Source organism: Mesorhizobium sp. ES1-4 (genome assembly GCF_020164745.1).
Taxonomy (GTDB): Bacteria; Pseudomonadota; Alphaproteobacteria; order Rhizobiales; family Rhizobiaceae; genus Mesorhizobium.
Genome location: NZ_JAIUGV010000004.1, coordinates 87515 through 112528, shown reverse-complemented (window position 1 = coordinate 112528; position 25014 = coordinate 87515). Strand labels below are relative to the sequence as shown.

Annotated in this window: 21 protein-coding genes and 1 tRNA gene; 14 read left to right on the top strand and 8 right to left on the bottom strand. The window is 63.1% G+C overall.

The window, feature by feature from the left end; genetic code table 11:
- Positions 1 to 124 precede the first annotated feature (124 nt).
- Positions 125 to 721 carry a superoxide dismutase gene (locus LB556_RS08760; RefSeq protein ID WP_056563640.1) on the bottom strand — a complete coding sequence of 199 codons (597 nt, stop codon included), beginning with the start codon at positions 719 to 721 and terminating at the stop codon, positions 125 to 127.
- Between the two features lie 174 nt (positions 722 to 895).
- Positions 896 to 1774, bottom strand: a complete 879-nt coding sequence (locus tag LB556_RS08755) for a branched-chain amino acid aminotransferase (protein WP_224566167.1) — start codon at positions 1772 to 1774, stop codon at positions 896 to 898.
- Positions 1775 to 1929: 155 nt separating this feature from the next.
- Here LB556_RS08755 and LB556_RS08750 point away from each other — a divergent pair, with 155 nt between their 5' ends.
- Both LB556_RS08750 and LB556_RS08745 read left to right on the top strand, forming a co-directional pair.
- Positions 1930 to 2592, top strand: coding sequence for a haloacid dehalogenase type II (locus LB556_RS08750; RefSeq protein ID WP_224566165.1), 663 nt, complete (start codon positions 1930 to 1932; stop codon positions 2590 to 2592).
- A gap of 171 nt (positions 2593 to 2763) precedes the next feature.
- Positions 2764 to 3588, top strand: coding sequence for a L,D-transpeptidase (locus LB556_RS08745; RefSeq protein WP_224566163.1), 825 nt, complete (start codon positions 2764 to 2766; stop codon positions 3586 to 3588).
- A gap of 38 nt (positions 3589 to 3626) precedes the next feature.
- Here the strand turns inward: LB556_RS08745 and LB556_RS08740 are convergent, their stop codons facing one another.
- On the bottom strand, positions 3627 to 5168 hold the full coding sequence (locus tag LB556_RS08740; protein WP_224566161.1) for a helicase HerA-like C-terminal domain-containing protein: 1542 nt from the start codon (positions 5166 to 5168) through the stop codon (positions 3627 to 3629).
- A gap of 341 nt (positions 5169 to 5509) precedes the next feature.
- On the opposite strand from LB556_RS08740, the gene LB556_RS08735 reads away from it, so the two are divergent.
- The 4 genes from LB556_RS08735 (at position 5510) to LB556_RS08720 (ending at position 9751) form a co-directional block, all read left to right on the top strand.
- Positions 5510 to 6952: a methylmalonyl-CoA mutase subunit beta gene (locus LB556_RS08735; protein WP_224566159.1), complete on the top strand. Its 1443-nt coding sequence runs from the start codon at positions 5510 to 5512 to the stop codon at positions 6950 to 6952.
- Positions 6949 to 9069 (top strand): methylmalonyl-CoA mutase, encoded by a 2121-nt coding sequence (scpA, locus tag LB556_RS08730; protein WP_224566157.1) that lies wholly within the window; start codon positions 6949 to 6951, stop codon positions 9067 to 9069. Before LB556_RS08735 ends, scpA begins: the two co-directional genes overlap by 4 nt.
- Before the next feature lie 74 nt (positions 9070 to 9143).
- A complete protein-coding gene (locus LB556_RS08725; RefSeq protein ID WP_135863661.1) occupies positions 9144 to 9365 on the top strand; it encodes an AbrB/MazE/SpoVT family DNA-binding domain-containing protein in 222 nt (73 codons plus the stop codon).
- The gene (locus tag LB556_RS08720; protein ID WP_224566155.1) at positions 9362 to 9751 is read left to right on the top strand and encodes a type II toxin-antitoxin system death-on-curing family toxin; all 390 of its coding nucleotides are present in this window, start codon (positions 9362 to 9364) and stop codon (positions 9749 to 9751) included. The genes LB556_RS08725 and LB556_RS08720 overlap by 4 nt, the downstream gene beginning before the upstream one ends.
- On the opposite strand, the gene greA is transcribed toward LB556_RS08720, so the two are convergent.
- Complete coding sequence (gene greA, locus LB556_RS08715; RefSeq protein ID WP_224566153.1) at positions 9748 to 10221, bottom strand: transcription elongation factor GreA; 474 nt, start codon at positions 10219 to 10221, stop codon at positions 9748 to 9750. The genes LB556_RS08720 and greA overlap by 4 nt on opposite strands.
- Positions 10222 to 10336: 115 nt before the next feature.
- Between greA and LB556_RS08710 the strand changes: the two genes are divergently transcribed.
- Complete coding sequence (locus tag LB556_RS08710; RefSeq protein WP_224566151.1) at positions 10337 to 11713, top strand: TIGR03808 family TAT-translocated repetitive protein; 1377 nt, start codon at positions 10337 to 10339, stop codon at positions 11711 to 11713.
- Positions 11714 to 11722: 9 nt separating this feature from the next.
- Here LB556_RS08710 and LB556_RS08705 read toward each other — a convergent pair whose 3' ends face one another.
- Both LB556_RS08705 and LB556_RS08700 read right to left on the bottom strand, forming a co-directional pair.
- Positions 11723 to 12727, bottom strand: a complete 1005-nt coding sequence (locus tag LB556_RS08705; protein ID WP_224566149.1) for an asparaginase — start codon at positions 12725 to 12727, stop codon at positions 11723 to 11725.
- Between the two features lie 80 nt (positions 12728 to 12807).
- Complete coding sequence (locus LB556_RS08700) at positions 12808 to 13974, bottom strand: acetyl-CoA acetyltransferase (protein ID WP_224566147.1); 1167 nt, start codon at positions 13972 to 13974, stop codon at positions 12808 to 12810.
- Between the two features lie 199 nt (positions 13975 to 14173).
- On the opposite strand from LB556_RS08700, the gene betI reads away from it, so the two are divergent.
- From betI to betB, 5 genes are read left to right on the top strand one after another with little or no spacing between them, the layout of a single operon-like run.
- Positions 14174 to 14764: a choline-responsive transcriptional repressor BetI gene (betI, locus tag LB556_RS08695; protein ID WP_224566145.1), complete on the top strand. Its 591-nt coding sequence runs from the start codon at positions 14174 to 14176 to the stop codon at positions 14762 to 14764.
- Positions 14761 to 16290 (top strand): choline-sulfatase, encoded by a 1530-nt coding sequence (gene betC / locus LB556_RS08690; RefSeq protein WP_224566143.1) that lies wholly within the window; start codon positions 14761 to 14763, stop codon positions 16288 to 16290. Before betI ends, betC begins: the two co-directional genes overlap by 4 nt.
- Positions 16287 to 17291, top strand: coding sequence for a threonine/serine dehydratase (locus tag LB556_RS08685; protein ID WP_224566141.1), 1005 nt, complete (start codon positions 16287 to 16289; stop codon positions 17289 to 17291). The genes betC and LB556_RS08685 overlap by 4 nt, the downstream gene beginning before the upstream one ends.
- Positions 17284 to 18936, top strand: a complete 1653-nt coding sequence (betA, locus tag LB556_RS08680; RefSeq protein WP_224566139.1) for a choline dehydrogenase — start codon at positions 17284 to 17286, stop codon at positions 18934 to 18936. Before LB556_RS08685 ends, betA begins: the two co-directional genes overlap by 8 nt.
- Before the next feature lie 59 nt (positions 18937 to 18995).
- Complete coding sequence (betB, locus tag LB556_RS08675; protein ID WP_224566137.1) at positions 18996 to 20459, top strand: betaine-aldehyde dehydrogenase; 1464 nt, start codon at positions 18996 to 18998, stop codon at positions 20457 to 20459.
- A gap of 6 nt (positions 20460 to 20465) precedes the next feature.
- Here betB and LB556_RS08670 read toward each other — a convergent pair whose 3' ends face one another.
- Positions 20466 to 22700, bottom strand: coding sequence for a mannose-1-phosphate guanylyltransferase/mannose-6-phosphate isomerase (locus tag LB556_RS08670; RefSeq protein ID WP_224566135.1), 2235 nt, complete (start codon positions 22698 to 22700; stop codon positions 20466 to 20468).
- 9 nt (positions 22701 to 22709) lie between these two features.
- Positions 22710 to 24230, bottom strand: coding sequence for a phosphomannomutase/phosphoglucomutase (locus LB556_RS08665; RefSeq protein ID WP_224566133.1), 1521 nt, complete (start codon positions 24228 to 24230; stop codon positions 22710 to 22712).
- Between the two features lie 197 nt (positions 24231 to 24427).
- Here LB556_RS08665 and LB556_RS08660 point away from each other — a divergent pair.
- A tRNA-Pro gene (locus LB556_RS08660) sits at positions 24428 to 24504 on the top strand.
- Positions 24505 to 24646: 142 nt separating this feature from the next.
- Entirely contained in the window at positions 24647 to 24934 is a 288-nt protein-coding gene (locus LB556_RS08655) for a hypothetical protein (RefSeq protein ID WP_224566131.1), read from the top strand.
- Positions 24935 to 25014: the final 80 nt, after the last annotated feature.

Genomic DNA, 25014 nt, shown 5'->3' with positions numbered 1-25014 from the left:
TTAACGGATGCGGGAAAGGGAATATTCCCTTCCGCCCGCATGAATTTTGGATGACGCTTGCCTCTGCGGCACTTCGGTACAGAAAAAGAAAAGCCCCGGTGCCGGGGCTTTTCTGAAGGCTTGGTCAGGCTTTTTCGTAGAGTTCGAGAACGTGATCCCAGTTGATCAGGCTGTCGACGAAGGCCTCGAGGTATTTAGGCCGGGCGTTGCGATAGTCGATATAGTAGGAGTGTTCCCAGACGTCGACACCGAGGATCGGCGATGCACCATGAACCAGCGGGTTTTCGCCGTTCGGCGTCTTGGAGATCGCCAGCTTGCCGTCTTTGACCGAAACCCAGGCCCAGCCCGAACCGAACTGCGTCGTGCCGGCGGCGATGAAATCAGCCTTGAACTTGTCGTAGCCGCCGAGATCGCTGTCGAAAGCCTTCTGCAGAGCGCCAGGGAGCTTGTTGCCGCCGCCGCCCTTCTTCATCCATTTCCAGAAATGGATGTGGTTGTAGTGCTGGGCGGCATTGTTGAAGAGACCGGCATTCTTGCCGAACGACTGCTTGACCACCTCTTCGACCGACAGATCGCCAAGACCGGCTTCGGCGGCGAGCTTGTTGCCGTTGTCGACATAGGCCTTGTGGTGCTTGTCGTGGTGATACTCCAGCGTCTCTTTCGACATATAGGGCTGCAGGGCCTCGTAGTCGTAGGGCAGAGCGGGCAATTCGAAAGCCATGGATAGTACTCCCTCGTGGAAAGTCCGGTGTGGATACCGAATAAGATAGGTCGGGATTGAGCTGGAGCAACTCCGGAAGTGAAGCGCCGGTTCTCTTTCTAAGCGGGTTGCCGGGAACTGTCACATGCTTTTCCCGCGACCGGCCCCGCGGCGGCAAAATGGCCGGACAGGCCTCTAGCCAGCCGAGGTCGAATGCGCCCAATCCCAATAGAGTTCGCGCGCCTTCTTGGCCACCGGGCCGGGTTGCAGGTCACGGTCCTCGATGCGGGTGATCGGCACCACCTTGGAGTGATTGCCGGTCGAGAAGATTTCGTCCGCTTCGAGGAAATCCCTCACCGACAGCGTCTTTTCGGTCGTCCTGAACCCATAGTCGCCGAGCAGCGTCATCGTGCGCGAGCGGGTGATGCCGGACAGGAAGGTGCCATTCGGCGCCGGCGTCAGCACGTGCCCATCCTTGACCAGGAAGATGTTGGAGCTTCCGGTCTCGGCGACATTGCCCAGCATGTCGAGCACAAGCGCGTTATCGAAGCCCCGCGCCTTGGCCTCGAGGATGGCGCGGCCGTTGTTGGGGTAAAGGCAGCCGGCCTTGGCATTGGTCGGCATGGTTTCGATGGTCGGACGCCGGAACGGCGACACGGTCACCGAAAAGCCGGTCGGCGCGATCATTGGCGATTCATAGAGGCACAGGCAGAAACGGGTCGAGGCCGGGTCGGCCGGCACGCCCATGTAGCCGCCATGCTCGGCCCAGTACATCGGCCTGATGTAGACCGCCGTCTTGCCATCGAATTTCTTCAATCCGTCCCAGGTCAACCCGACGATCTGCTCAGGCGTCATGTTGGGCGCGAGGCCGAGCGCGATCGCCGAGGCATTGACCCGTGCGGCATGAAGTTCGAGATCGGGCGCCACGCCCTCGAACCAGCGAGCCCCGTCGAACACGCTGGTGCCGAGCCACATGGCATGACTGCGAGGTCCCAGAATGGCGACATTGCCTTCGTACCAATCGCCATCGACGAAGGTCCATGTCGCGGATTGCGCCGCCGCCGCCAGTGTCATTGCGTTTTCCTGTTCCGATCAATCTTGTGTGACAACATTGGATGATGCTTTGGCCGCTGCCGTCAACCAGCATCGGGGAGTTTTGTTGAGGCCAGCGACGAATGCGATGCAATCAAGGCTTGCACCTTGTCGCGCCTCGCCTCAAAACTGTTGCCATGCAATACGCCGCCTACGTCTTCGACGCCTATGGCACGCTGTTCGACGTGCACGCGGCCGTGCGCCGCCATGCCGACGCGATCGGCCCCGACGGACAGTTCCTGTCCGAAATCTGGCGCGCCAAGCAGCTCGAATATTCCTGGGTGCGCACGCTGATGGGCGCCTATGCCGATTTCTGGCAGTTAACTGAACAGGCGCTGGACTTTGCCTTGCGCAAGGTCCCTTCGGCCGATCCGGGCCTCAAGGCAAGACTGCTGGAGGCCTATTGGGCGCTGGACTGCTACCCCGAAGTACCGGCCGTGCTGAAGGCGCTCAAGGCTTCTGGCGCCAGGCTGGCGATCCTCTCCAACGGTTCGCCCGAAATGCTGGAGGCAGCGGTCAAGTCGGCGGCACTCGACCAAGTCCTGGACGACATCTATTCGGTCGACGCGGTGCGTCGTTTCAAGACCGATCCGGCGGTCTACGACATGGTCGCCACGGGATGGCGTCTCTATCCCGGCGCGGTGTCCTTTCAGTCCTCCAACCGCTGGGATGTCGCTGGCGCCACCAAATTCGGCTTCCGCACGGTTTGGATCAACCGGTCCAACCAACCGGAGGAATACCGGGATTTGCCGCCGGCCCTCATCCTGCCGTCGCTCGAGGCCCTCGTATCCGGCGGTTAGCAGACCTGTGGCACCAATGCCACAGTGGCGGCGCGGTCACAGCTTCGCCTTTGTTTGTCCACGTTCGGGTCAGAATCGGAACCGCCTATCGCCTCAGGTGTTGTCAGGCACCCGCAGCGGACGTCTGCGTGTTGACGCTTTGTTGCAAATTGAGTCCTAAAGAAGGCAGCCATGTCCAGAACCGAAATCGAATCCTATCGCCTAAGCCGTCGCGGCTTTCTCAACGCCGCAGCCCTGGGCGCCGCCTCGATCGCGGTTTCCGCATGCGCGACCACCGGACCGGGGCCAGCCGAGCCGCCGCCACCGGCCTATGTCGAGCCTCCCCTCGCCGACTATGCGTCGATGTACGCGGCGGTCAGCGACGGTGGCTTCGATCTGCCGGCCATCCCAGTCGACAGGATCGACCCGCAGTTCCTGCGCCAGATCGTGCCCGATCCGACCGGCCAGAAACCCGGAACCATCGTTGTCGATACGACAGGCCATTTCCTCTATCTGGTTCGTCCGGGCGGCCAGGCCATCCGTTATGGCGTCGGTCTTGGCCGCGCCGGCTTCGAATGGTCGGGCGACGCCGTCGTCCAGTGGAAGCAGAAGTGGCCGAAATGGACGCCGCCGGACGAGATGATCGCCCGCCAGCCGGAATTGAAGCAGTACAGCGCCGACAATGGCGGCATGCCCGGCGGCTTGAAAAACCCGCTTGGCGCGCGTGCGCTCTATCTTTTCCAAGGCAATGTGGACACGCTCTATCGCCTGCATGGCTCGCCGGAATGGCGTTCGATCGGCAAATCGGTGTCGTCGGGCTGCGTGCGCCTGATGAACCAGGACATCATCGATCTTTACGACCGCGTGCCCTCCAAAACGCCCGTCATCGTGACCAGCGACGCCCGCCAGCCGATGGTGGCGACGGCCAACCACAAGGCCATCCCGATCGACGCCGGCGTCCCGGACGGATCGGTGCTGCTCGGCCCGGTCAAAGCGGTCACGAACGCGATCTTCTGATCTGCGGCAGATCCAAGGCGGCGGACCGCGCTGCCGCCTTAACGTCCCCGCGACAAGCTCCCCAGAATCCCGCGCACGATCGCGCGGCCGACCGACGAGCCGACCGAGCGTACCACCGACTTGATCGCGGCTTCGGTCACCGTCTGGCGGTTGGAAGGGCGCGGCGCCGGCGCGCGCCGGCCATCGGACCGCGGCGCGGGATCGTCATTGCCGAAGCCTGGAATGGTCCAGCGCGAGCGTCCGGAATCGGCCTGCCGCGCCACGGCATCCTGCGCTTCCCTGGCCTTCTTCTGCAGCATCTCGAAGGCCGACTCGCGGTCGATGACCTGGTCATACTGGCCGGCGACCGGGCTTTCCTGGATCAGCTTCTGCCTCTCGGCAGGCGTTATCGGCCCAAGCCGCGACGATGGCGGACGGATCAGCGTGCGCTGGACCATCGACGGAATGCCCTTGGCCTCCAGCGTCGAGACCAGCGCTTCGCCGGTGGCAAGCTGGGTAATGGCGGTGGCGCAGTCGAAATCGGGATTGGGACGGAAGGTTTCGGCCGCAGTTCTCACCGCCTGCTGCTCTCGCGGCGTGTAGGCGCGCAGCGCGTGCTGGACGCGATTGCCGAGCTGGGCCAGCACCTTCTCGGGGATATCCAGGGGGTTCTGCGTGACAAAATAGACGCCGACGCCCTTCGAACGGATCAGACGGACCACCTGTTCCACGCGGTCGATCAGCACCTTTGGTGCCTCGTCGAACAGCAGATGCGCCTCGTCGAAGAAGAACACCAGCTTCGGCTTGTCGGGGTCGCCGACTTCGGGCAGTTCCTCGAACAGCTCCGACATCAGCCAGAGCAGGAACGTCGCGTACAGCCGTGGATTCATCATCAGTTTGTCGGCGGCCAGAACGCTGATGGCGCCGCGACCGTCGCGGGTCGTGCGCATGACGTCGGCGATGCGCAATGCCGGCTCACCGAAGAAATTCGCCGCGCCTTGGCTCTCCAGCACCAGCAATGTGCGCTGAATGGCCCCCACCGATGGCTTGGTGACGTTGCCGTAACGGGCGCTGATCTCTTCGGCGCGCTCCGCGATGTTGGCGAGAAGCGCTTGCAGATCCTTGAGATCGAGGAGAAGCAGGCCCTCTTCATCAGCAATGCGGAAGGCGATGTTCATGATGCCTTCCTGCGCGTCGGTGAGGTTCATCAGCCGTGACAGGAGCAGCGGTCCCATTTCCGAAATCGTCGCGCGGATGGGGTGGCCCTGCTCGCCGAACAGGTCCCAGAAGATCACCGGAAATTCCTGAAAATCATAAGGGTTGAGCTTGATTTGTTCGGCCCGCTTGACCAGGAAATCCTGGCCAGTGCCCATCATGGCGATGCCGGAAAGGTCGCCCTTGATATCGGCGCAGAAGACCGGCACGCCAGCGTTGGAAAACCCCTCCGCCAGGATCTGCAAGGTGACGGTCTTGCCAGTACCGGTGGCGCCGGTCACCAGACCGTGGCGGTTGCCGTATTGCAGCAGCAGATTTTCGCCGCGCTGATAGCTGTCGTCGAGCTTGCGGCTGGCGCCAATGAAAATACTGGTGTCGTCAGCCATATATCGGGTCTCCGCAAACTGATGCGCCTAAAGCGAGCCTTTGCCCGAAGGTATAGTGAGGCTGTCGCATAGCGACAATGCCAATTTCCCAGAGCGGGCCAATCGTCCAATCGGGGTAATCGTCCAAATCGGACCAATCGCCAAAATCGGATTTTTGGAACTTGCGGATTTGGCTGGTGTTTGGCAATCGTTCATGGTTCGTCCACGCTGGCCGCCCTATATCAGATGGGTCGAATTCAGGCGGGTCGAATTCAGGCTCCGGACGTGCATTGCGATAACCGACCGGGGACCGTAGACTGCACTGCCCAGGCTGGTGCGGCCACATAGAACGAGGACGATGAATGGGCGCCGGAGCCTTCACCAGGGATGTCGAGCCAACGGATGCGGAACGTCAGCGATGGCTGGCCTTGGCGGAAAAAGCGTTGGCCGGAGCATCCTTCGAGGAAAAACTGGTCTCGCGCACCGACGATAACATCCGCATCGAGCCGCTCTACAATCGCGCGACCGGAATGGAACCGATCGTGCGCGCCAATCCTCAATCGCCCTGGATCATCAGCCAGCGCGTCGACGACCCCGATGTCGATCGCGCCAAGAGCCAGGTCCTGGAAGACATCGCGCAGGGCGCGACGGGACTGTCGCTCGTCTTCGAAGGCGCGCCGAACGCGTTCGGCTACGGGCTGCCGAGGACAGCGCAGGCCCTGGAGACGGTTCTGGAGGGCGTGCCCCTCAACAGGGTCCAGATCCGCATCGATACCCATCCGTGGAGCCGCCCCATGGCCGACTGGCTGGTGGCGTTCCTGAGCAAGCGCCGCTCCGATCCGGCAAAGCTCAACCTTTCCTTCGGCATTGATCCGGCGGCTGTCCTGGCCGGCACCGGCCGGCTGCGCATGTCGATCGAGGCACTGCGGGAATCGATGCCGCAATCCCTGGCGCATTTCTTCTCGATGGGCGTTCCGGGCGTGCTTCTGGAAGCGGACGGGCGCGTCTTCCACAATGCCGGCGCCACGGAAGCGCAGGAACTCGGCATCATGCTGGCTTCGGCGGTTTCATATCTGAGAATGTTCGAGAAGGCGCGGCAGCCGCTTGTCTATGCCGCCCCTCACATTGGTTTCGCGCTCAGCGTCGACCAGGACCAGTTCCTGTCGATGGCCAAGGTGCGAGCCCTGCGCAGACTGTGGGCACGGGTGCAGGAAGCCTGTTCGATCCCCAACTCCACGGCCAATATCCATGCCGAGACATCATTCCGCATGATGACGGCGTTGGACCCGGAGACAAACATCCTGCGCACGACGATTGGCTGCTTCGCGGCAGCGGCCGGTGGCGCCGATTCGATCTCGATCCTGCCGCATACGATGGCCCACGGCCTGCCGGCAGCATTTGCCCGCCGCGTCGCGCGCAACGCGCAGCTGATCATGGCCCATGAAAGCCATGTCGATCATGTCGCCGATCCCGCCTATGGCTCCGGCGCGGTCGAAGCGCTGACGTCGGACCTTTGCCAAGCAGCGTGGACGGAATTGCAGAGGATCGAGGCAGAAGGAGGTGTGCTGTCCAGCCTTCGGGACGGACATATCCAGCAACGTGTTCGCACTGCCGCCGCCCAGCGCGGCGTTGCCTTCAAGTCAGGCGAGCGGTCCATTATCGGCGCCACGCTTTATCCGTTGAAAAGCGAGCGTCCGGTCGAGACGCTGGACGCGGAGCGGCGACCTGCCTTCACCGAGGGCGTCGTCCTGTGCGAAGCGTTGTCGCCGGTTCGCATCGATCAATCAATCGGGGCCATATCTTGATACCGGATTTCAGTCAGATCGGCTGGGTGCCACCGCGTCGCGCGCCTGTCGAGGTCAAGGGACAGCGCACGACGCCGGAAGGTCTCGTCGTCAAGCAGTTGTACAGCCAGGGCGATCTCAAGGAATTGCCGTATCTCGACACCTATCCGGGGCTGCCCCCCTTCGTGCGCGGCCCCTACCCGACCATGTATGTCCAGCAACCCTGGACAATCCGGCAATATGCCGGCTTCTCGACCGCCGAAGAGTCCAACGCCTTTTACCGGCGCAACCTTGCCGCCGGCCAGAAAGGTCTTTCGGTTGCCTTCGATCTCGCCACGCATCGCGGCTATGATTCAGACCATCCGCGCGTCGCGGGCGATGTCGGCATGGCGGGCGTGGCCATCGATTCCATCCTCGACATGCGGCAGTTGTTCGACGGCATCCCGCTCGGCGACATGACGGTGTCAATGACGATGAACGGTGCGGTGCTGCCGATCATGGCGCTCTACATCGCGGCGGCGGAAGAGCAAGGCGTCGCGCAGAAGGATCTGGCGGGGACCATTCAGAACGACATTCTGAAGGAGTTCATGGTCCGCAACACCTACATCTATCCGCCGAAGCCCTCGATGCGGATCGTTTCGGACATCTTCTCCTATACCTCGAAGAACATGCCGAAGTTCAATTCGATATCGATCTCCGGCTATCACATGCAGGAGGCCGGCGCGACCGCCGACCTGGAGCTCGCCTATACGATCGCCGACGGCATCGAATATGTCCGCGCCGGAGTCGCGGCGGGCCTCGACATCGACCGTTTCGCACCGCGCTTGTCCTTCTTCTGGGCGATCGGCATGAACTTCTTCATGGAAGTGGCCAAGCTCAGGGCCGCACGCTTGTTGTGGGCGACGCTGATGGAAAAGAATTTCGCGCCGAAGGACGAACGATCGCTGTCGCTGCGCACCCATTGCCAGACCTCCGGCTGGTCGCTGACGGCGCAGGATCCTTACAACAACATCATCCGCACCATGATCGAGGCAATGGCCGCGACCCAGGGGCATACCCAGTCGCTGCACACCAACTCCTTCGACGAAGCAATGGCGCTGCCAACCGACCATTCGGCGCGCATCGCCCGCAACACGCAACTCATCCTGCAGATGGAATCCGGCACCACGCGCATCATCGATCCGTGGGGCGGTTCGGCCTATGTCGAGCGGCTGACACACGATCTGGCGGCACGTGCGCTTGCCCATATCGAGGAGGTCGAGGCTCTCGGTGGCATGGCGGCGGCGATCGAAATGGGCATACCCAAGCTGCGCATCGAGGAAGCCGCGGCCCGCACGCAGGCGCGCATCGATTCCGGCGAGCAGATGCTGGTCGGCGTCAATGCGCATCGGCCCGGGACCGATATCGAGGTCGACGTGCTGAAGATCGACAATGCCGAGGTCAAGGCCCGGCAACTCTCCAAGCTGCAACGGCTCAAGGGCACGCGCGAGGTCGCCGCGGTCGAAAACGCGCTCGATGCGCTGACCCGCGCCGCACAAGGCGAGGGCAACCTCCTCGAGTTCGCCATCCGCGCCGCGCGCGCCAATGCCACTGTCGGCGAAATCTCGTTCGCCTTGGAAAGAGCATATGGCCGCCATGTGGCCACGGTGCAGACCATTTCCGGTGTCTATCGCAAGGCGCTTGGCGACAGTCCGATGGTCGACCGGCTGCGGGACAAGCTTGACGCCTTCGAAAAGAAGAACGGCGGCAAGCCGCGCATTCTCGTGGCCAAGATGGGCCAGGACGGCCACGACCGCGGGCAGAAGGTGATCGCCACGGCCTTCGCCGATCTCGGTTTCGACGTCACCGTCGGCGCCATGTTCCAGACGCCGGAAGAGATCGCAAGGCTGGCTGTCCAGCATGACGTTCACGTCATCGGCGCCTCGTCGCTGGCAGCGGGCCACCTGACGCTGATCCCCGAGTTGCGCGATGCGCTGAAGAAGCTTGGCCGCGGCGACATGCTGATCGTGGCCGGCGGCGTCATCCCACCGCAGGATTACGAGGCGGTGCTGCGGGCCGGTGCCGCGGAAATCTTTCCGCCGGGCACAGTGATCCCAGAGGCGGCGGACCGGCTGATGGATCGGCTGCTATCACCGTGAAGAGTCTGTTATAATACCTGTTGCAACTTTCTGCCGACCAAGTTATAATTGGCGTTGCAACAGGATAATTTGCCATGAACACAACCATTCGCAAGATCGGCAATTCCGAGGGTGTGATCCTACCGAAGGATTTGCTCGACCGTCTGAACATGAAGACCGGCGATCAACTGCAGATTGTCGAAACGGATAAGGGCATTGCCCTTGAGCCGGTGGACGACAGTTTCGAACGGCAGATGGAAGCCGCCCGCAAGGTCATGGACAAGTACAAGGTCGCGCTTCAGAAGCTCGCCGAATGAGTTGGGAATTTCTAACCCGGCGCGCAGTCGAAGCCATACATGCCGAGCAATTGCTCAGGCACGGCGGAGCACAAGGTCTGAGAGATGAAAATGCTCTTGAATCCGCGCTCGCCAGGGCCGAGAACAAGGCCAACTACGGAGATCCTTCGGTCGAGGATCTTGCAGCCGCCTATGTCTTCGGCATTGCCAGGAACCATGCTTTTGTCGATGGCAACAAGCGGACTGCCATCGTGGCCGCTGGCGCATTTTTGATCGTAAACGGCCATATCCTTACGTCCGACAATGGCACGCTTTACGAATTCGTCATGGCCGTCGCTGCCGGTGAGATCGACGAAGGGGGCGCCGCCGCATTCTTCCGTGATCATGTCGTGAAGCTTGAGGACTAGTTGTCCGACAGCTTGACGATCTCCCACTCCTTACCGTTCACCGTGGCAACATCGCCGAGCTTCTTGCCGAACAGCGCGACCGCCATCGGCGACACATGCGAGATGCTGCCCTTCGACGGATCGGCTTCGTCTTCGCCGACTATCTTCCAGTGCACCTTCCTGCCGTCGTCATTTTCCAGCGTGACACCCATGCCGAAGCGGACGACATCGCTGCCGGGCTCCGGTACGGAAAGCTCGGCGCTCTCGCGCCGCGCGGTCCAGTAGCGCAGATCGCGCGAGACGACCGCGATGCGCTCGCGATCGGCTTTTCTTTCGGCCTTTGCCAGAACATCGCGCAAGTCGGCCAGATTGTCCTCGATCTGCGCAAGGCCGCGCTCCGTGACCAGATTGCGGTGCGGACTGACCGGCCGCTCGCCAACGCCGGCAATGGCATTCTCGCTGTCTTCTTCGCGGGTGAAAGCTCTGCTCATTGCCTGAACTTAGGCACGTAATGGCTGCGCGACAAGCCATTGCTGCTGAGAAGAGGCGCCGAGCGTCTGGCACGATTCCTGCGGTGTCATGCCTGAACACTGGGATTCTGTGCCGATGTTGAACAGACGAACGCTGCTGATGCAGACCGCCGGCTTTGCCGTCACGGGCCTCGGGCTGGGCAAGGCCGCGGCCGCCGGCCTGACCGGCATAGAGAAAGCCTCGATGCGCGGTTCCATCAATGCCACCGAACTCGGCGTGCAGCCTGGCACGTTTGACGACCAGAGCAAAGCCTTTGCCAAGCTGCTGCGCGACGCGAACAGCCGCGACATGCCGGTATTCCTGCCGCCCGGCACCTATGTCGTGTCCAATCTTTCGCTGCCCGGCCGCGTGCGTCTTTCCGGCGTGCCGGGCGCAACGCGGATCGTCTATGGCGGCGACGGCCACCTGTTCATGACCGAACAGGCCGAGCATATCGAACTCAGCGGGCTGGTCTTCGACGGCTCGAACCGCTCGATGGGCGACTATGCGCAAGGGCTGCTCGATCTGCGCCGGGTCGCTCATCTGGTGGTGGACAACTGCCAGATCACAGGCAGCGGCAAGAACGGGCTGGCGCTGGAACATGCGGCGGGCCGCGTCGAGCGTTCGGACATATCCGGGGCCGCCGATGCCGGCATCTATTCCGTCGAAGCCGGAGGGCTGGCGATCACCGGCAACACCGTCTCCGACTGCGCCAATGGCGGCATCCTCGTGCATCGCTGGCAAGCGGCGGAAGACGGCACCATGGTCACCGGCAATCGCGTCGAACGCATAGGCGCGCACAGCGGCGGTACAGGCCAGAACGGCAACGGCATCAATGCCTTCCGCGCCGGCAATGTCGTCATTTCCGGCAACGTGGTTTCTGACTGCGCTTTTTCGGCGATCCGTGCCAACAGTTCCAGCAACCTGCAGATATCGGGCAACACCTGCTCGCGCTCGGGGGAGACCGGGGTCTATTCCGAATTCTCGTTCGAGGGCGCCGTCATCAGCAACAATATCGTCGACGGCGCGGCCAACGGCATCTCGATCGTCAACTTCAACGAAGGCGGCCGCATGGGCGTCTGCTCCGGCAACATCGTGCGCAATCTGTCGACCAGCGGCCCCTACGCAGCGGACCCGCCCGGTTTCGGTGTCGGCATCGCCGTCGAGGCCGACACCGTCGCTTCCAACAACGTCATCGAGAACGCGCCGCTCTACGGCATGTCGATCGGCTGGGGGCCATATCTGCGCAATGTCGTGGCCACGGGAAACATCATCCGCAAGGCAGGCACCGGCATTGCCGTCAGCGTGGTCGAGGGTGCAGGCACTGCCGTTATCTCCGACAATGTCATCGACGGTGCGCCGAACGGAGCAGTTGTCGGCCAGCGATGGGCCGAACCGGTAACGTCCGACCTCACGCAAACCAGCGGCACCGGCTATGCGCACCTGACGGTCGAGCGCAACCGCGTCAGCTGACTGCTGCTTTCAATTCAAGGCCGGCGTCGGCCTCAGCGCCCCGACCTTGGCGCCAATCCGGCTTTCGATGGGCGCGTTCGCCAGTTCGAGCAGCTTCGCCGCCAAGGCCTCGTCCGCCCGCAGCAGCCTGGCGAGGACGGCGGCGGCGATTGCGTCGCCGGCGCGCCCGGCACCGTCATCGCATTTGACGGCAATGCCGAGGCCGAGTTCCGGAATTGCGGCACAATGGACGCCCTCGGCCCCGCCTTTCGCAAAAATTCGGCCGGGAGCGACTTCCATCAGCAACAGGTCCGCACGGCCAGTGCCCGCAACGAAGAACGGCTCCGCCATGCAGGCCGAAAGCAGCCGCTTGGCAGCCTTCGCCCGCTCCGGGCCAAAGCCGTGTGCCGTGGCCATGCGGGCAAAGCCGAGCGCGAAGCTCCTGAGCGGCACGGCATAGGTCGGGATCGAGCAGCCGTCGGTCGCGCGTTCGTCGGCACCATGGACCGCGCCGGTGACCGCCTGCATGGCGTCGCGCACCATTTCCTGCAGCGCATGGTCCGGCCTCACATAGCCGCGATGCGCGATGCCTGAATGGACGCAGGTGCAGAGGAAACCGGAATGCTTGCCGGAACAATTGTTATGCAGCGCGTTGGGTGAACCGCCGGCACGCGCGAGCGCAATCTCCGCGTCATGGTTCGAGGGCCAGTGGGTGCCGCATTCGAGCGCCGCCCCGTCCAGCCCGGCCCTGGCCAGCATGGACCGCGCCAGTTCGACATGCGCCGGCTCGCCGGAGTGGGAGGCACAGGCCAGCGCCAGTTCGCGGTTACCGAAACCATAGGCATCGGCGGCGCCCGTTTCGACAAGCGGCAGCGCCTGGATCGCCTTGACGGCGGAACGCGGAAAGACCGGCTTCGATGTGTCGCCGATCTCCAGGACCGGCTTGCCGTCGGCGTCGAAGACGGCGACCGCGCCGCGATGCGCGCTCTCGACAATGGTGCCGCGCAACACTTCGATCAGAACCGGATCCGCCATCACTCTCCCTGCAGAATCAAAGTGCTACAGCGTCCCTGCGCGCCCGGGAAAGGCGCGCGGCGATGTAATGCGGGTCGTCTTTATCGAATCCGGTCGAGAATGGAAACGTAATTGGCGACGGCCGCACCGCCCATGTTGAAGATCCCGCCGAGTTTCGCGCCCGGCACCTGGATGCCACCGGCTTCGTCGACAAGCTGCATGGCGGTCAAGACATGCATGGAGACACCGGTGGCGCCGATGGGATGGCCTTTGGCCTTGAGGCCGCCGGAGGGATTGACCGGCAGGCGTCCGTCCTTTGCCGTTGTGCCATCCAGCGCCAATCTGGCGCCCTCACCCGGCTTCGCCAGCCCCATCGCCTCATATTCGATCAGTTCGGCGATGGTGAAGCAGTCATGCGTTTCGACGAAGGAGAGATCGTCGAGCGTCACCCCGGCGTTTTTCAGCGCACGCGTCCAGGCCTGTTCGCAACCTTCGAAGGTCAGGATGTCGCGCTTCGACATCGGCAGGAAATCCTGCACATGCTCGTTGGCGCGGAAGGCGACGGCGCGGCGCATCTTCAGCGCCGTCGCCGTGTCGGCAAGGATGAGGGCGGCCGCGCCGTCGGAGACGAGCGAGCAGTCGGTGCGCTTCAGCGGACCGGCGACGAAGGGGTTCTTCTCGCTCTCCTGGCGGCAGAATTCGTAGCCGAAATCCTTGCGCATCTGGGCATAGGGATTGTCGACACCGTTCTTGTGGTTCTTGGCTGCGATCATGGCGAGCGCGTCGGACTGGTCGCCATAACGCTGGAAATAGGCCTGCGCGATCTTGCCGAAAACGCCTGCAAAGCCGGCCGGCGTGTCGCCGTCCTCGGGCAGGTAGGAGGCCTTGAGCAGGTTCTTGCCGATCTCGGGACCGGGAGTGGTCGTCATCTGCTCGGCACCAACCACCAGCACGATGCGGGCGGCGTTCGCATCGATGGCACGAATGCCTTGCCTGACGGCGGCCGAGCCGGTGGCGCAAGCGTTCTCGACGCGCGTGGCCGGCTTGAAGCGCAATCGGTCGTCCGCCTGGAGAACCAGACTGGCCGTGAAATCCTGCGCCGAAAACCCCGCGTTGAAATGGCCAAGCACGATTTCGTCGACCTCGTCGGGGCCGATGCCGGCATGATCGAGCGCGTCCGTCGCGACCTTGACGATCATGTTTTCGAGCGTTTCGCCCTCGAGCTTGCCGAAGCGCGAATGCGCCCAGCCAACGATGCATGCGGTCATGGCGGTCTCCATCCTTGGCGCCAGCCTGGCATGTGGGCTCCTGGCGCAGTTCGCCGTTATTGTTCAAATATAAACATTCCGGCCCGAGCCGTGAAGGGCCGCGACGAGACAATCGCTTGGTACAGGTCTCGCCATCGTCGATTTTTTTATTGATTGACGCGTCAATAAAAAATAACCTCCCTGCAAAATCGGGAACAGCATGCCAAAAATTGGAATGGAGCCATTGCGCCGCAAGGCGCTCATCGACGCGACGATCTCGGCGATCGGCGAGCGCGGTTCGCTCGACGTGACCATGTCGGAGATCGCCGGGCGTGCCGGCGTATCCTCGGCGCTTGCCCATCACTATTTCGGCGCCAAGGACGAACTGCTGTTCGCGACGATGCGGCACATCCTGGCCGAACTGACCGTCGATATGCGCCGTGCGCTTCAATCCGCCACATCGCCGCGCGAGCGCGTCTCGGCCGTGGTTGCCGTCAACTTCTCGGATATCCAGTTCCGGGCGGAAACCATCGCCGCATGGCTCGCTTTCTACGTTGAGGCGCAGCAATCGTCTTCCCTGCGCCGGCTGCTCAGAATCTACGCCCGGCGGCTGCATTCGAACCTGATGAGCGGATTGACCGGTATCCTGCCGAGGAGAGACGCCGACCGTGCCGCGGAAGCGACGGCGGCGATGATCGACGGGCTCTACATCAGACGCGCGCTGAAAGATGGCGTGCCTGACGCCGCGACGGCGATTGCGCTGGTCGAGGACTATCTTGAAATCAAACTTGGCGGGCGGCACAAACAGTGACAGCGAAGCGACCCAATTTCCTGATCGTCATGGTCGATCAGCTCAACGGGACCTTGTTCCCGGACGGGCCGGCGGAATTTCTGCACACGCCGCATCTGAAAGCGCTGGCCGCGCATTCGGCGCGCTTTGCCAACACCTACACCGCCTCGCCGCTCTGCGCACCCGGCCGGGCCTCGTTCATGAGCGGCCAGTTGCCGTCACGCACCGGTGTCTATGACAATGCGGCCGAGTTCGCCTCCTCGATCCCGACCTTCGCCCATCATTTGCGTGCCGCCGGTTACTACACCTGTCTGTCAGGCAAGATGCATTTCGTCGGACCGGATCAGTTGCACGGTTTCGAGGAGCGACTGACCACCGATATCTATCCGGCGGATTTCGGCTGGACGCCCGACTACCGCAAACCCGGCGAGCGCATCGAGTGGTGGTATCACAATCTGGGGTCGGTAGCCGGCGCCGGTGTCGCCGAGACCACGAACCAGATGGAGTATGACGACGAGGTCGTGTTCCTCGCGTCGCAGAAGCTCTATCAGCTTTCGCGCGAACAGGATGATGCAAGCCATCGGCCCTGGTGCCTCACCGTCTCGCTGTCGCACCCGCACGATCCCTATGTCGCGCGCAAGCGGTATTGGGATCTCTATGAGCATTGCCAGGCAGTGGACCCGCAAACCGGGTACATAGCGCAAGACGAGCAGGATGCGCATTCCCAGCGTCTGTACCACGCCAGCGACTATCCCTCCTTCGAGATCACGCCCGAGCAGGTCCGTCGTTCGCGGCGCGGCTATTTCGCCAACATCTCCTATGTCGACGACAAGGTCGGCGAACTTCTGGACGTCCTGACGCGAACGCGCATGCTCGACGACACGATCATCCTGTTCTGCTCTGACCACGGCGACATGCTCGGCGAGCGAGGACTGTGGTTCAAGATGAGCTTCTTCGAAGGCTCGGCGCGGGTGCCGTTGATGATTGCCGGCAAGGGTATTCATGCCGGAGTGATCGAGGCACCCGTCTCCAACCTCGACGTGGCACCAACGCTTTGTGACCTCGCCGGCATCGATATCGGAGCGATCGCACCGTGGACCGACGGCCAGTCGCTGCTGCCGCTCATCAATGGCGGGCAGCGCACGGCACCGGTGTTGATCGAATATGCCGCGGAAGGCTCCTATGCGCCCTTGGTGGCAATTCGCGACGGCAGATACAAATTCGTCCATTGCGAACTCGATCCGCCGCAACTGTTCGACCTCGAAGCCGATCCGCTCGAGCGGGACAATCTGGCCGACGACCCCACCAATGCGGGTCTTGTGGCGGCATTCATGGAAAAGGTGCGGGCGCGTTGGGACATGGCCGGCTTCGACGCCGCCGTGCGCGAGAGCCAGGCACGCCGCTGGGTCGTCTATCCGGCGCTGCGCAACGGCGCCTATTACCCCTGGGATTTCCAGCCGCTGCAGAAGGCGTCGGAGCGGTACATGCGCAATCACATGAACCTCGACAATCTCGAAGAGAGCAAAAGGTATCCGCGAGGCGAATGATGGCAGACCTTCTCGTTCCCACACTCGATCATCTGAGGCAGGCCTATGCGGTCACCTCCAAGGCGACGCAGATCACGCCGCTGCTGGAATCGGCCGCGCTGGCCAGGGAAACCGGCGCGGCCCGGGTCTTCATCAAACCGGAATCGCTGCAGTGGGCCGGATCCTTCAAGGTCCGTGGCGCCTATTGGCGGCTGAAGCGGCTTTCGCCCGACGAGGCAAGGAAGGGCGTCGTTGCCTATTCTTCAGGCAATTTCGCGCAAGGGCTGGCCGCGGCCGGCCAGGCGCTCGGCATTCCCGTGACCATCGTCATGCCGATCGATGCACCGGCCGCCAAGCGAGACGCGACGGCGGGCTATGGCGCGCGCGTCGTGCTGACCGACCATGGCGAGCGCGCGCGTGAGGAGGTCGCCGCCGCCAGGGCGCGCGAGATCGCCGGAACCGAAGGCCTGACCCTGCTGCATCCGTTCGACGATCCCGAGATCGTCGCCGGCCAGGCGGGCGCCGGCCTCGAAGCGCTCGACCAGCTTGCCGCCAAGAATGCCAGTGCCGACCTGTTGTTCTGCTCCGTCGGCGGCGGCGGATTGATCGGCGGCGTTTCGCTCGCCTTCCACTATCTGTCGCCGGCAACCGAGATCATCGGTGTCGAGCCCGAAGGGTTCAATGGCATGGGCTCATCATTGGCGAATGGCAGCATCGAGACCATGCCCATCGGCCCGAAATCGATCTGCGACGGGCTGATGTCACGCCGGCCCGGCGACGCGCCGTTCGCCGCGGTCAAGGCTGCGGGTGTCCGCGGCATCACCGTCGACGATCAGTCGGTGCGACGTGCCATGCGGATCGCCTTCGAGCGGATGAAGGTGGTGCTCGAACCGTCGGGTGCGGCGTCACTGGCGGCACTGCTCGACGGCAAGGTGGGTGTGGCGGGAAAAACCGTCTTGGTGGTGGCTACCGGCGGCAACGTTTCGCTCGCCGATTTTATGGCGCATATGAACAATGCTTGAAGCGGATTTCGTCATCATCGGCTCCGGCTCCGCCGGCTCGGCCATGGCCTATCGCCTGTCCGAGGACGGCAAGCATTCGGTCATCGTCATCGAGTTCGGCGGCACCGATATCGGACCGCTGATCCAGATGCCGTCGGCGCTGTCGATTCCGCTCAACATGAGCCTCTACGACTGGGGCTTCGCCAGCGAGCCGGAGCCGCATCTGGGCGGCCGCGTGCTGGCGACGCCGCGCGGCAAAGTGATCGGCGGCTCGTCCTCGATCAACGGCATGGTCTATGTGCGCGGCCACGCCCGCGACTTCGACCATTGGGCCGAACAAGGAGCAGCCGGCTGGGGCTTCGCCGACGTGCTGCCCTATTTCAAACGCATGGAGGATTCGGATGGCGGCGAGGACGGCTGGCGCGGGCACGGCGGCCCACTGCATGTGCAGCGCGGCTCGCGGCGCAATCCGCTCTATGGCGCCTTCGTCGAGGCGGGCCGCCAGGCCGGGTTCGAACTGACCGACGACTACAATGGCGCCAAGCAGGAAGGCTTCGGCCCCATGGAGCAGACCATTCTGGGCGGTCGCCGCTGGTCGGCGGCTTCGGCCTATCTGAAGCCGGCGCTGAGACGCAAGAACGTGAGTCTGGTCAAAGGCTTCGCGCGCCGGGTGATCATCGAGAATCAACGCGCCATCGGCGTCGAGATCGAAGCTCACAAACAGATTCAGGTCGTTAAGGCGCGACGCGAAGTGATCGTCGCGGCATCGTCGATCAATTCGCCAAAGATCCTGATGCTGTCGGGTATCGGCCCAGCCGGGCATTTGCGCGAAAACGGCATTGCCGTCGTCGCCGACCGGCCTGGCGTCGGCGGCAACCTGCAGGACCATCTGGAGCTCTACATCCAGCAGGAATCGACCAGACCGATTACGCTGAATTCAGTGCTGAACCCGTTGTCCAAGGCGATGATTGGGGCGCAGTGGCTGTTCTTCAAATCGGGCCTGGGCGCCACCAACCATTTCGAGGCCGCCGCCTTCGTGCGTTCGCGGGCCGGTGTCGACTACCCCGACATCCAGTACCACTTCATCCCGGCGGCAGTGCGTTATGACGGCAAGGCGGCGGCGAAGTCGCATGGCTTCCAGGCGCATGTCGGGCCGATGCGATCGAAGTCGCGCGGTTCGGTGACGCTGCGGTCGCCGGACCCGAAAGCGAAGCCGGTCATCCGCTTCAACTACATGTCGCATGCGGACGATTGGGCGGAGTTCCGCCACTGCATCCGCCTGACCCGCGAGATCTTCGGCCAGTCGGCTTTCGACTCCTATCGCGGACAGGAAATCTCGCCGGGCAGCCATGTGCAGTCGGATGACGATCTCGATGTGTTCATTCGCGACCACGCCGAAAGCGCCTACCACCCCTGCGGCACCTGCCGAATGGGCCGCGTCGATGACCAAACGAGCGTCGTCGATCCGGAATGCCGGGTCATCGGCATCGACGGACTGCGGGTCGCCGACTCCTCGATCTTTCCGCGCGTGACCAACGGCAACCTCAACGCGCCGTCGATCATGACCGGCGAGAAGGCATCGGATCACATTCTTGGCCGCACGCCGCTCGCGCCTTCCAACCAGGAACCTTGGATCAATCCGCGCTGGCAGGCGTCCGACAGATAGGCCATGATCCGATAGAGTGAGCTGCCCATTTTGGGGCGATGACGACTTGGAGAGTTCCCATGCGCGCCCAACCCACGGCATCGCACTACGTCAACGGACGCTACATCGATGACGAGCAGGGCGCGCCGCTGCCGGTCATCTATCCGGCTACGGGCGAGACCATCGCCATGCTGCGTTCGGCGACGCCAAACGTTCTGGAACTCGCCATCGAGGCCGCGCGGGCGGCGCAGCCGGCGTGGGCGCGGCTGAAGCCGGTCGAGCGCGGCCGCATTCTGCGCCGTGCCGCCGACATCTTGCGCGCCCGCAACGCCGATCTTGCCCGCATCGAGACGCTCGACACCGGCAAGGCGATCCAGGAGACATTGGTGGCCGACGCGCCTTCGGCGGCGGATTGCCTTGAGTATTTCGCCGGCGCCGTCGCCGTCTTCAACGGCGAAGCCGTCGACCTCGGCGGCCCCTTCGCCTACACGCGCCGTGAGGCGCTCGGCGTCTGCGTCGGCATCGGTGCATGGAATTATCCGATCCAGATCGCCGGCTGGAAATCGGCGCCGGCGCTCGCCATGGGCAACGCCATGGTGTTCAAGCCATCGGAAAACACGCCGCTTTCGGCGCTGGCGCTGGCCGAAATCTACTCGGAGGCAGGCTTGCCCGACGGGCTGTTCAACGTCGTGCAGGGCTATGGCGATGTCGGCGCCGGCCTTGTCAGCCACGATGTCGTCGCCAAGGTCTCGGTGACCGGTTCGGTGCCAACCGGCCGCAAGGTGCTGTCGCTTGCCGGCTCCAAGATGAAGCACGCGACGATGGAACTCGGCGGCAAGTCGCCGCTGATCGTCTTCGACGATGCCGATCTCGAAAATGCCATTGGTGGCGCCATGCTCGGCAATTTCTATTCGACCGGCCAAATCTGCTCCAACGGCACACGCGTCTTTGTCCAGAGCGGCATTCACGACCGCTTTGTCGAGCGGCTGGTCGAACGGACCAAGAAGATCCGCATCGGCGATCCGCTCGATCCTGAGACGCAAATGGGGCCGCTGGTCTCGAAAGCACAGCACGAGAAGGTCGTCGGCTATATCGAGGCCGGCAAGCAGGATGGAGCCACGCTGGCCTGCGGCGGCAACGTGCCGTCGCTGCAAGGTTTTGACAGCGGCTTCTTCGTCGAGCCGACCGTGTTCACCAGCGTCACCGACACCATGCGCATCGCCCGCGAGGAGATTTTCGGCCCGGTCATGTGCGTGCTGAAATTCGACGGCGAGGACGAGGTGATCGACCGCGCCAACGATACGGAGTTCGGCCTTGCCGCGGGCGTCTTCACACGCGACCTGCAGCGCGCCCACCGCGTCATCGCCGAATTGCAGGCCGGAACCTGCTGGATCAACGCCTACAATCTGACGCCGGTGGAAATCCCTTTCGGCGGCGTCAAACAATCCGGCATCGGGCGCGAGAATTCGCTGGCGGCGCTTGCGCTCTATTCGCAGCTGAAATCGGTCTATGTCGAGACCGGTGACGTCGCCAGCCCGTATTGAGCCTGTCTACTTGTCCACCGTGCCATCCAGATACTGCGTCAGCGCGCAGACAAGATGATAGAAGATACTGGCCGGCACGTCGGCAGCCTGAGAGCGGCCGCGTTCGTCGATGCGATCGATCCAAAGGCCGAGCGGCGCGGGGTCGATATGCCAACGGAACAGGCGTCCAACCCGCGCCTCGATCTCTGGCTTCAGGTCCGGCCCCCCCGAACCGTCGAGCGCGATAGCGGCCTTGATCGCTTCGGCCTGCGGCCAGCTGCGGGACACCCGGTCCAGCGGCAATCCCTGCCGCGAGACCGCGCCATAGGCGAGACCGGTGGCGCGGTTGAGGCCATTGGCGATCGCCGAGGCGTAGAGCTTCCTGGCGAAGGCTGTCAGTTCGGTCTGGCCGCTTCGCGCGGCAAAGTCGAGCAGCAGCGAGGCCCATTCGAAATGGTGGCCAGGTTCTGTCCAGCTCCCTTTCTCACCGGCGGAGGGTTTCCATTCGGCATCGAAATATTCGCCGAGCGTCCAGCTTTCGGTGTCGAAGAAATGGCTTCGGAACAGGTCGATGATGCGCGCCGCCCGGCGCAGGTAGGCGCGGTCGCCGGTCGCCTGATGCCAGGCAAGGAAAGCCTCGAGCAGGTGCATGTGCGGATTGGATCGCCGCTCGCCCGCGCCGTCCGACGTCTCGAGGAACCCCGTCATGCGGCTATCCTCCAGATGCGCATCCAGGAAGGCGAAGGTCTCTTCGCCAAGCCGCAAGGCATCGGGATTGCCCGACATATGGGCATGCGCCAATGCCAGCAGAATGCAGGAATGATCGTAGGCGTCCTCGACCGGATCGGCGACAGAGCCGTCGATGTTCAGCGTGCGCACCCAGCCGCCCCGTTCGGTGCGGCCCTGCCCAGCCATGAACTCGATGCCGTGCGCGATCAGCCGGTCGGCCGGACCGGTCCAGCCGCGCTCCCTGGCAACCGCGAAGGCATAAATTTGCCGGGCCTGGGTACGCATGCGCTTGGGCTTGATGAGCGGCTTGGCGTCGAAACCCAGCGCCTCGTGGAAGCCGCCATGGTGCTCGTCGACGCCCGATGTCGACCACAAAGGCAAGGTCTCCTGGAACAGCCAGTGATGCACGCGCCGCCGCCAGGCGCCGCTTTCGATGACGCGGTCATGGGCCGGCGTGAATCTGGTTTCCAGCCGTCCCGATCTTTCGAGTTGTTCGACGATCTTCTTGACGTGCTGACTATGGCTGACGGGGGCAACGAAGGTGGCATCGGCGGTCGAGACGATGGCGACGTCCTTCATGCCGATCGCCGACAGCAGGCGACCGTCGCTGCGAATATAGGAATTCTCGCAATCGATGGCGACGACATCCCCGACGAGGACATTGCCCTGGTCGTCGGCGGGACCGACATCGAGGAGCGATTGCCAGGAGCCGAGATCGTTCCAGCGGAAACCGGCCGGCACCATGGCTATGTCTTTTGCCCGCTCCATGATGGCATAGTCGATCGAGTTCGACGGGATTGCGGCGTAAAGCTCCAGCGGCATATAGAGGCCGGACAGGTCCGATGTGGCGGCCTTGTAGGCAGCTTCGGTGGCGTGCCAGATGTCGGGCTGAAATGCCTCGAAAGCGTCGCGCATGGCTCCGGCCCGAAACAGGAAGATGCCGGTATTCCAGTAGAAATTTCCCGCCTTGAGATAGTCATTGGCTGTCGCAAGGTCGGGCTTCTCGACGAAGCGCGACACGTCGAACACCCCGCCCTTCTCGACCGACACCTCGATATAGCCGTAACCTGTTTCCGGCTGGGTCGGCTTGATGCCGAACACCACAAGGCGACCGGCGCGCGCCGCCTCGGATCCCGCTTCAATACTTTGCCAGAACTGCCCCGCCGTCGCTATTTCATGGTCGGAGGGCACCACCAGCATCAGGCTGTCGCCGAATTCCGATAAAGTGCGCAGGGTCGCCAGTGCGACGGCGGCGGCCGTGTTGCGCCCCGCGGGTTCGAACAGGGGACCGCCACCGGCAAGATCGAGACCGGCGAGGTCGGCACGGACACGCTCGGCGTGACGCTCCGACGCGACCAGGAAGATCGGTGTTTCGCCATGGGGCCTTGCCGTCAGGCGGCGCAGGGTCTTGGCCAGCATGGAGCCATCGCCTGACAGATCGTGGAACTGCTTGGGATTGTCCTCGCGCGACAGCGGCCATAGCCGGGAGCCGACGCCGCCACTCATGACAAAACTGACGATCCTCTGGTTCATGATGCCCTGTCAAAAAGTCTGGTTGTAGGCGCCGACTTCGGGACTGCGGCGCAGTATGGCGTCGACGGCATCGAACATCTGCCGGCGACGCCCCGACGAAACCGGGCTTTCGACGACCACGACCAGTTCCGGCTTGTTCGACGAGGCGCGCACCAGGCCCCAGGTGCCGTCCTCGGCAACGACGCGCACGCCGTTGACGGTGACGAGGTCCACGATCTTCTGGCCCGCGAAATTGGCACCGTCCCGCTGCATCGCCCGAAAATCGGAAACGACCCGCTCAACGACACCGTACTTCACATCGTCCGCGCAGTGCGGTGACATGGTGGGCGTGCCGAAGGTCAGCGGCAGCGCGCGGTAGAGGTCGGCCATGGAACTGGCCGGGTTGCGGTCCAGCATCTGACAGATGGCGATTGCCGTGACCAACCCGTCATCATAGCCGCGCCCGATCGGCGGGTTGAAGAAGAAGTGGCCTGACTTTTCGAAGCCGGCGACCGCGCCGAGTTCGGCGACACGGCGCTTGATGTAGGAATGGCCTGTCTTCCAGTAATCGGTGACGGCGCCGTTGGCGCGCAGCACCGCGTCGGTATTGAACAGTCCCGTCGACTTGACGTCGACGACGAAGGTCGAGCCCGGGTATCGGCTGGAAATGTCGCGCGCCAGCATGACGCCGACCTTGTCGGCAAAGATCTCGTTGCCTTCATTGTCGACGACGCCGCAGCGGTCGCCATCGCCATCGAAGCCCAGCCCGACATCGGCCCCTGTCTCCAGCACCTTGTCGCTGATGGCATGCAGCATCCGCATGTCTTCCGGGTTGGGGTTGTAGTGCGGGAAGGTGTGGTCGAGTTCCGCATCGAGCGGGATCACTTCGCAGCCTATGCGCTGCAAGGCTTCCGGGGCAAAAGCTCCAGCAGTGCCATTGCCGCAAGCCGCGACCACTTTGAGCTTTCGTGTGATGCGCTTGTCCCTGGTCAGGTCGTCGAGATAGGTGGTGCGAAAATCGCGGACGAAATCATAGGAGCCGCCGCCTGTAAGGTCGAAATCGCCCGCCAGCACGATCGTCTTCAGCGTGCCCATCTCCTCGGGCCCGAAAGTCAGCGGCCGCGCCGCGCCCATCTTGACGCCGGTCCAGCCATTTTCGTTGTGCGAGGCGGTAACCATCGCCACCGATTGAGTCTCCAGTGCGAACTGCGCGAAATAGGCCATCGGAGACAGCGCCAGGCCGATGTCCTTCACCCGTGCGCCGGCCGCCATCAGCCCGGACACCAGCGCCAGCTTGATGCCAAGCGAATAGGAACGGAAATCATGCCCGGTGACGATATCGGGTCCGGCGCCAAGACGCCGGATCAGCGTGCCAAGCCCCATGCCAAGCGCCTGGACACCGATCAGATTGAGTTCCGGCGGCAATGCCGAACCTGGATGGCCGAACCACCAGCGCGCATCATATTCACGAAAGCCGGACGCCTTGATCAGCGCCGCGGTTTCGAATTCGAAACTGTTGGGCCGGGCTTCGCCAACGATTTTTGGGGGCAAGACAGCAGAGCTCCAGGCAGCGAAAACACAATCTAGCGAGGCGGCTGCATAGCACGCAAGGCTTTAGGCCGTGTTTCCAGCATGGTAATCCGGGCTTTCCGTCAATGCCCGGCGAAAGCGTACGAAATGCGACAGACGTGCTGCCATTGCCGCTTGCAGGAACGAAGTGTGGCGGCTATAAGCCCGCGGTCTGGTCACGGAGTGTAGCGCAGCCTGGTAGCGCACCTCGTTCGGGACGAGGGGGTCGCAGGTTCAAATCCTGCCACTCCGACCAGAAAAAACAAAGGCTTAGCGTTTCCCGAAAAACGTCTCCTACCTGAAACCCTACCCGAAACTGATCGGGACGCGACCTCAGTGGAACGTCGGCATGATCTTGCGTGCCGGCGCTTGGCATGCCCTCTATGCCGGCCATGAAAATGCGCGACGAAAATCAGATGCGTTATTTGCGCGAGATGGAGCGCACCGTCCGCGAAAGCGAATTTTGGCGCGGCAAGCCGAAGCGCGCCGAGGCGGCGGTCCGGCGGCTATATCTCACAGGGGCGGGTGATTGCGGCGGTTCTCACTGGCCGTCCGATGCGCCGAAAGAGGAGATTGAGGCCCGCATCGCTGCTGAACGCAAGTTGATGCGGCAATTCGCGGCGCTGTGGAAACGCGATGCCAAGCTGACGCGGTCAATTGATTGGGGCGCCTCCCGGATCAAGTGATCCGCGCGAATGCCGATTTTGGGTAATCCTCTCAGCTTGCTTTACAGCGCCCCAGGCGGCGGCCTACTTTCCCCGCAACT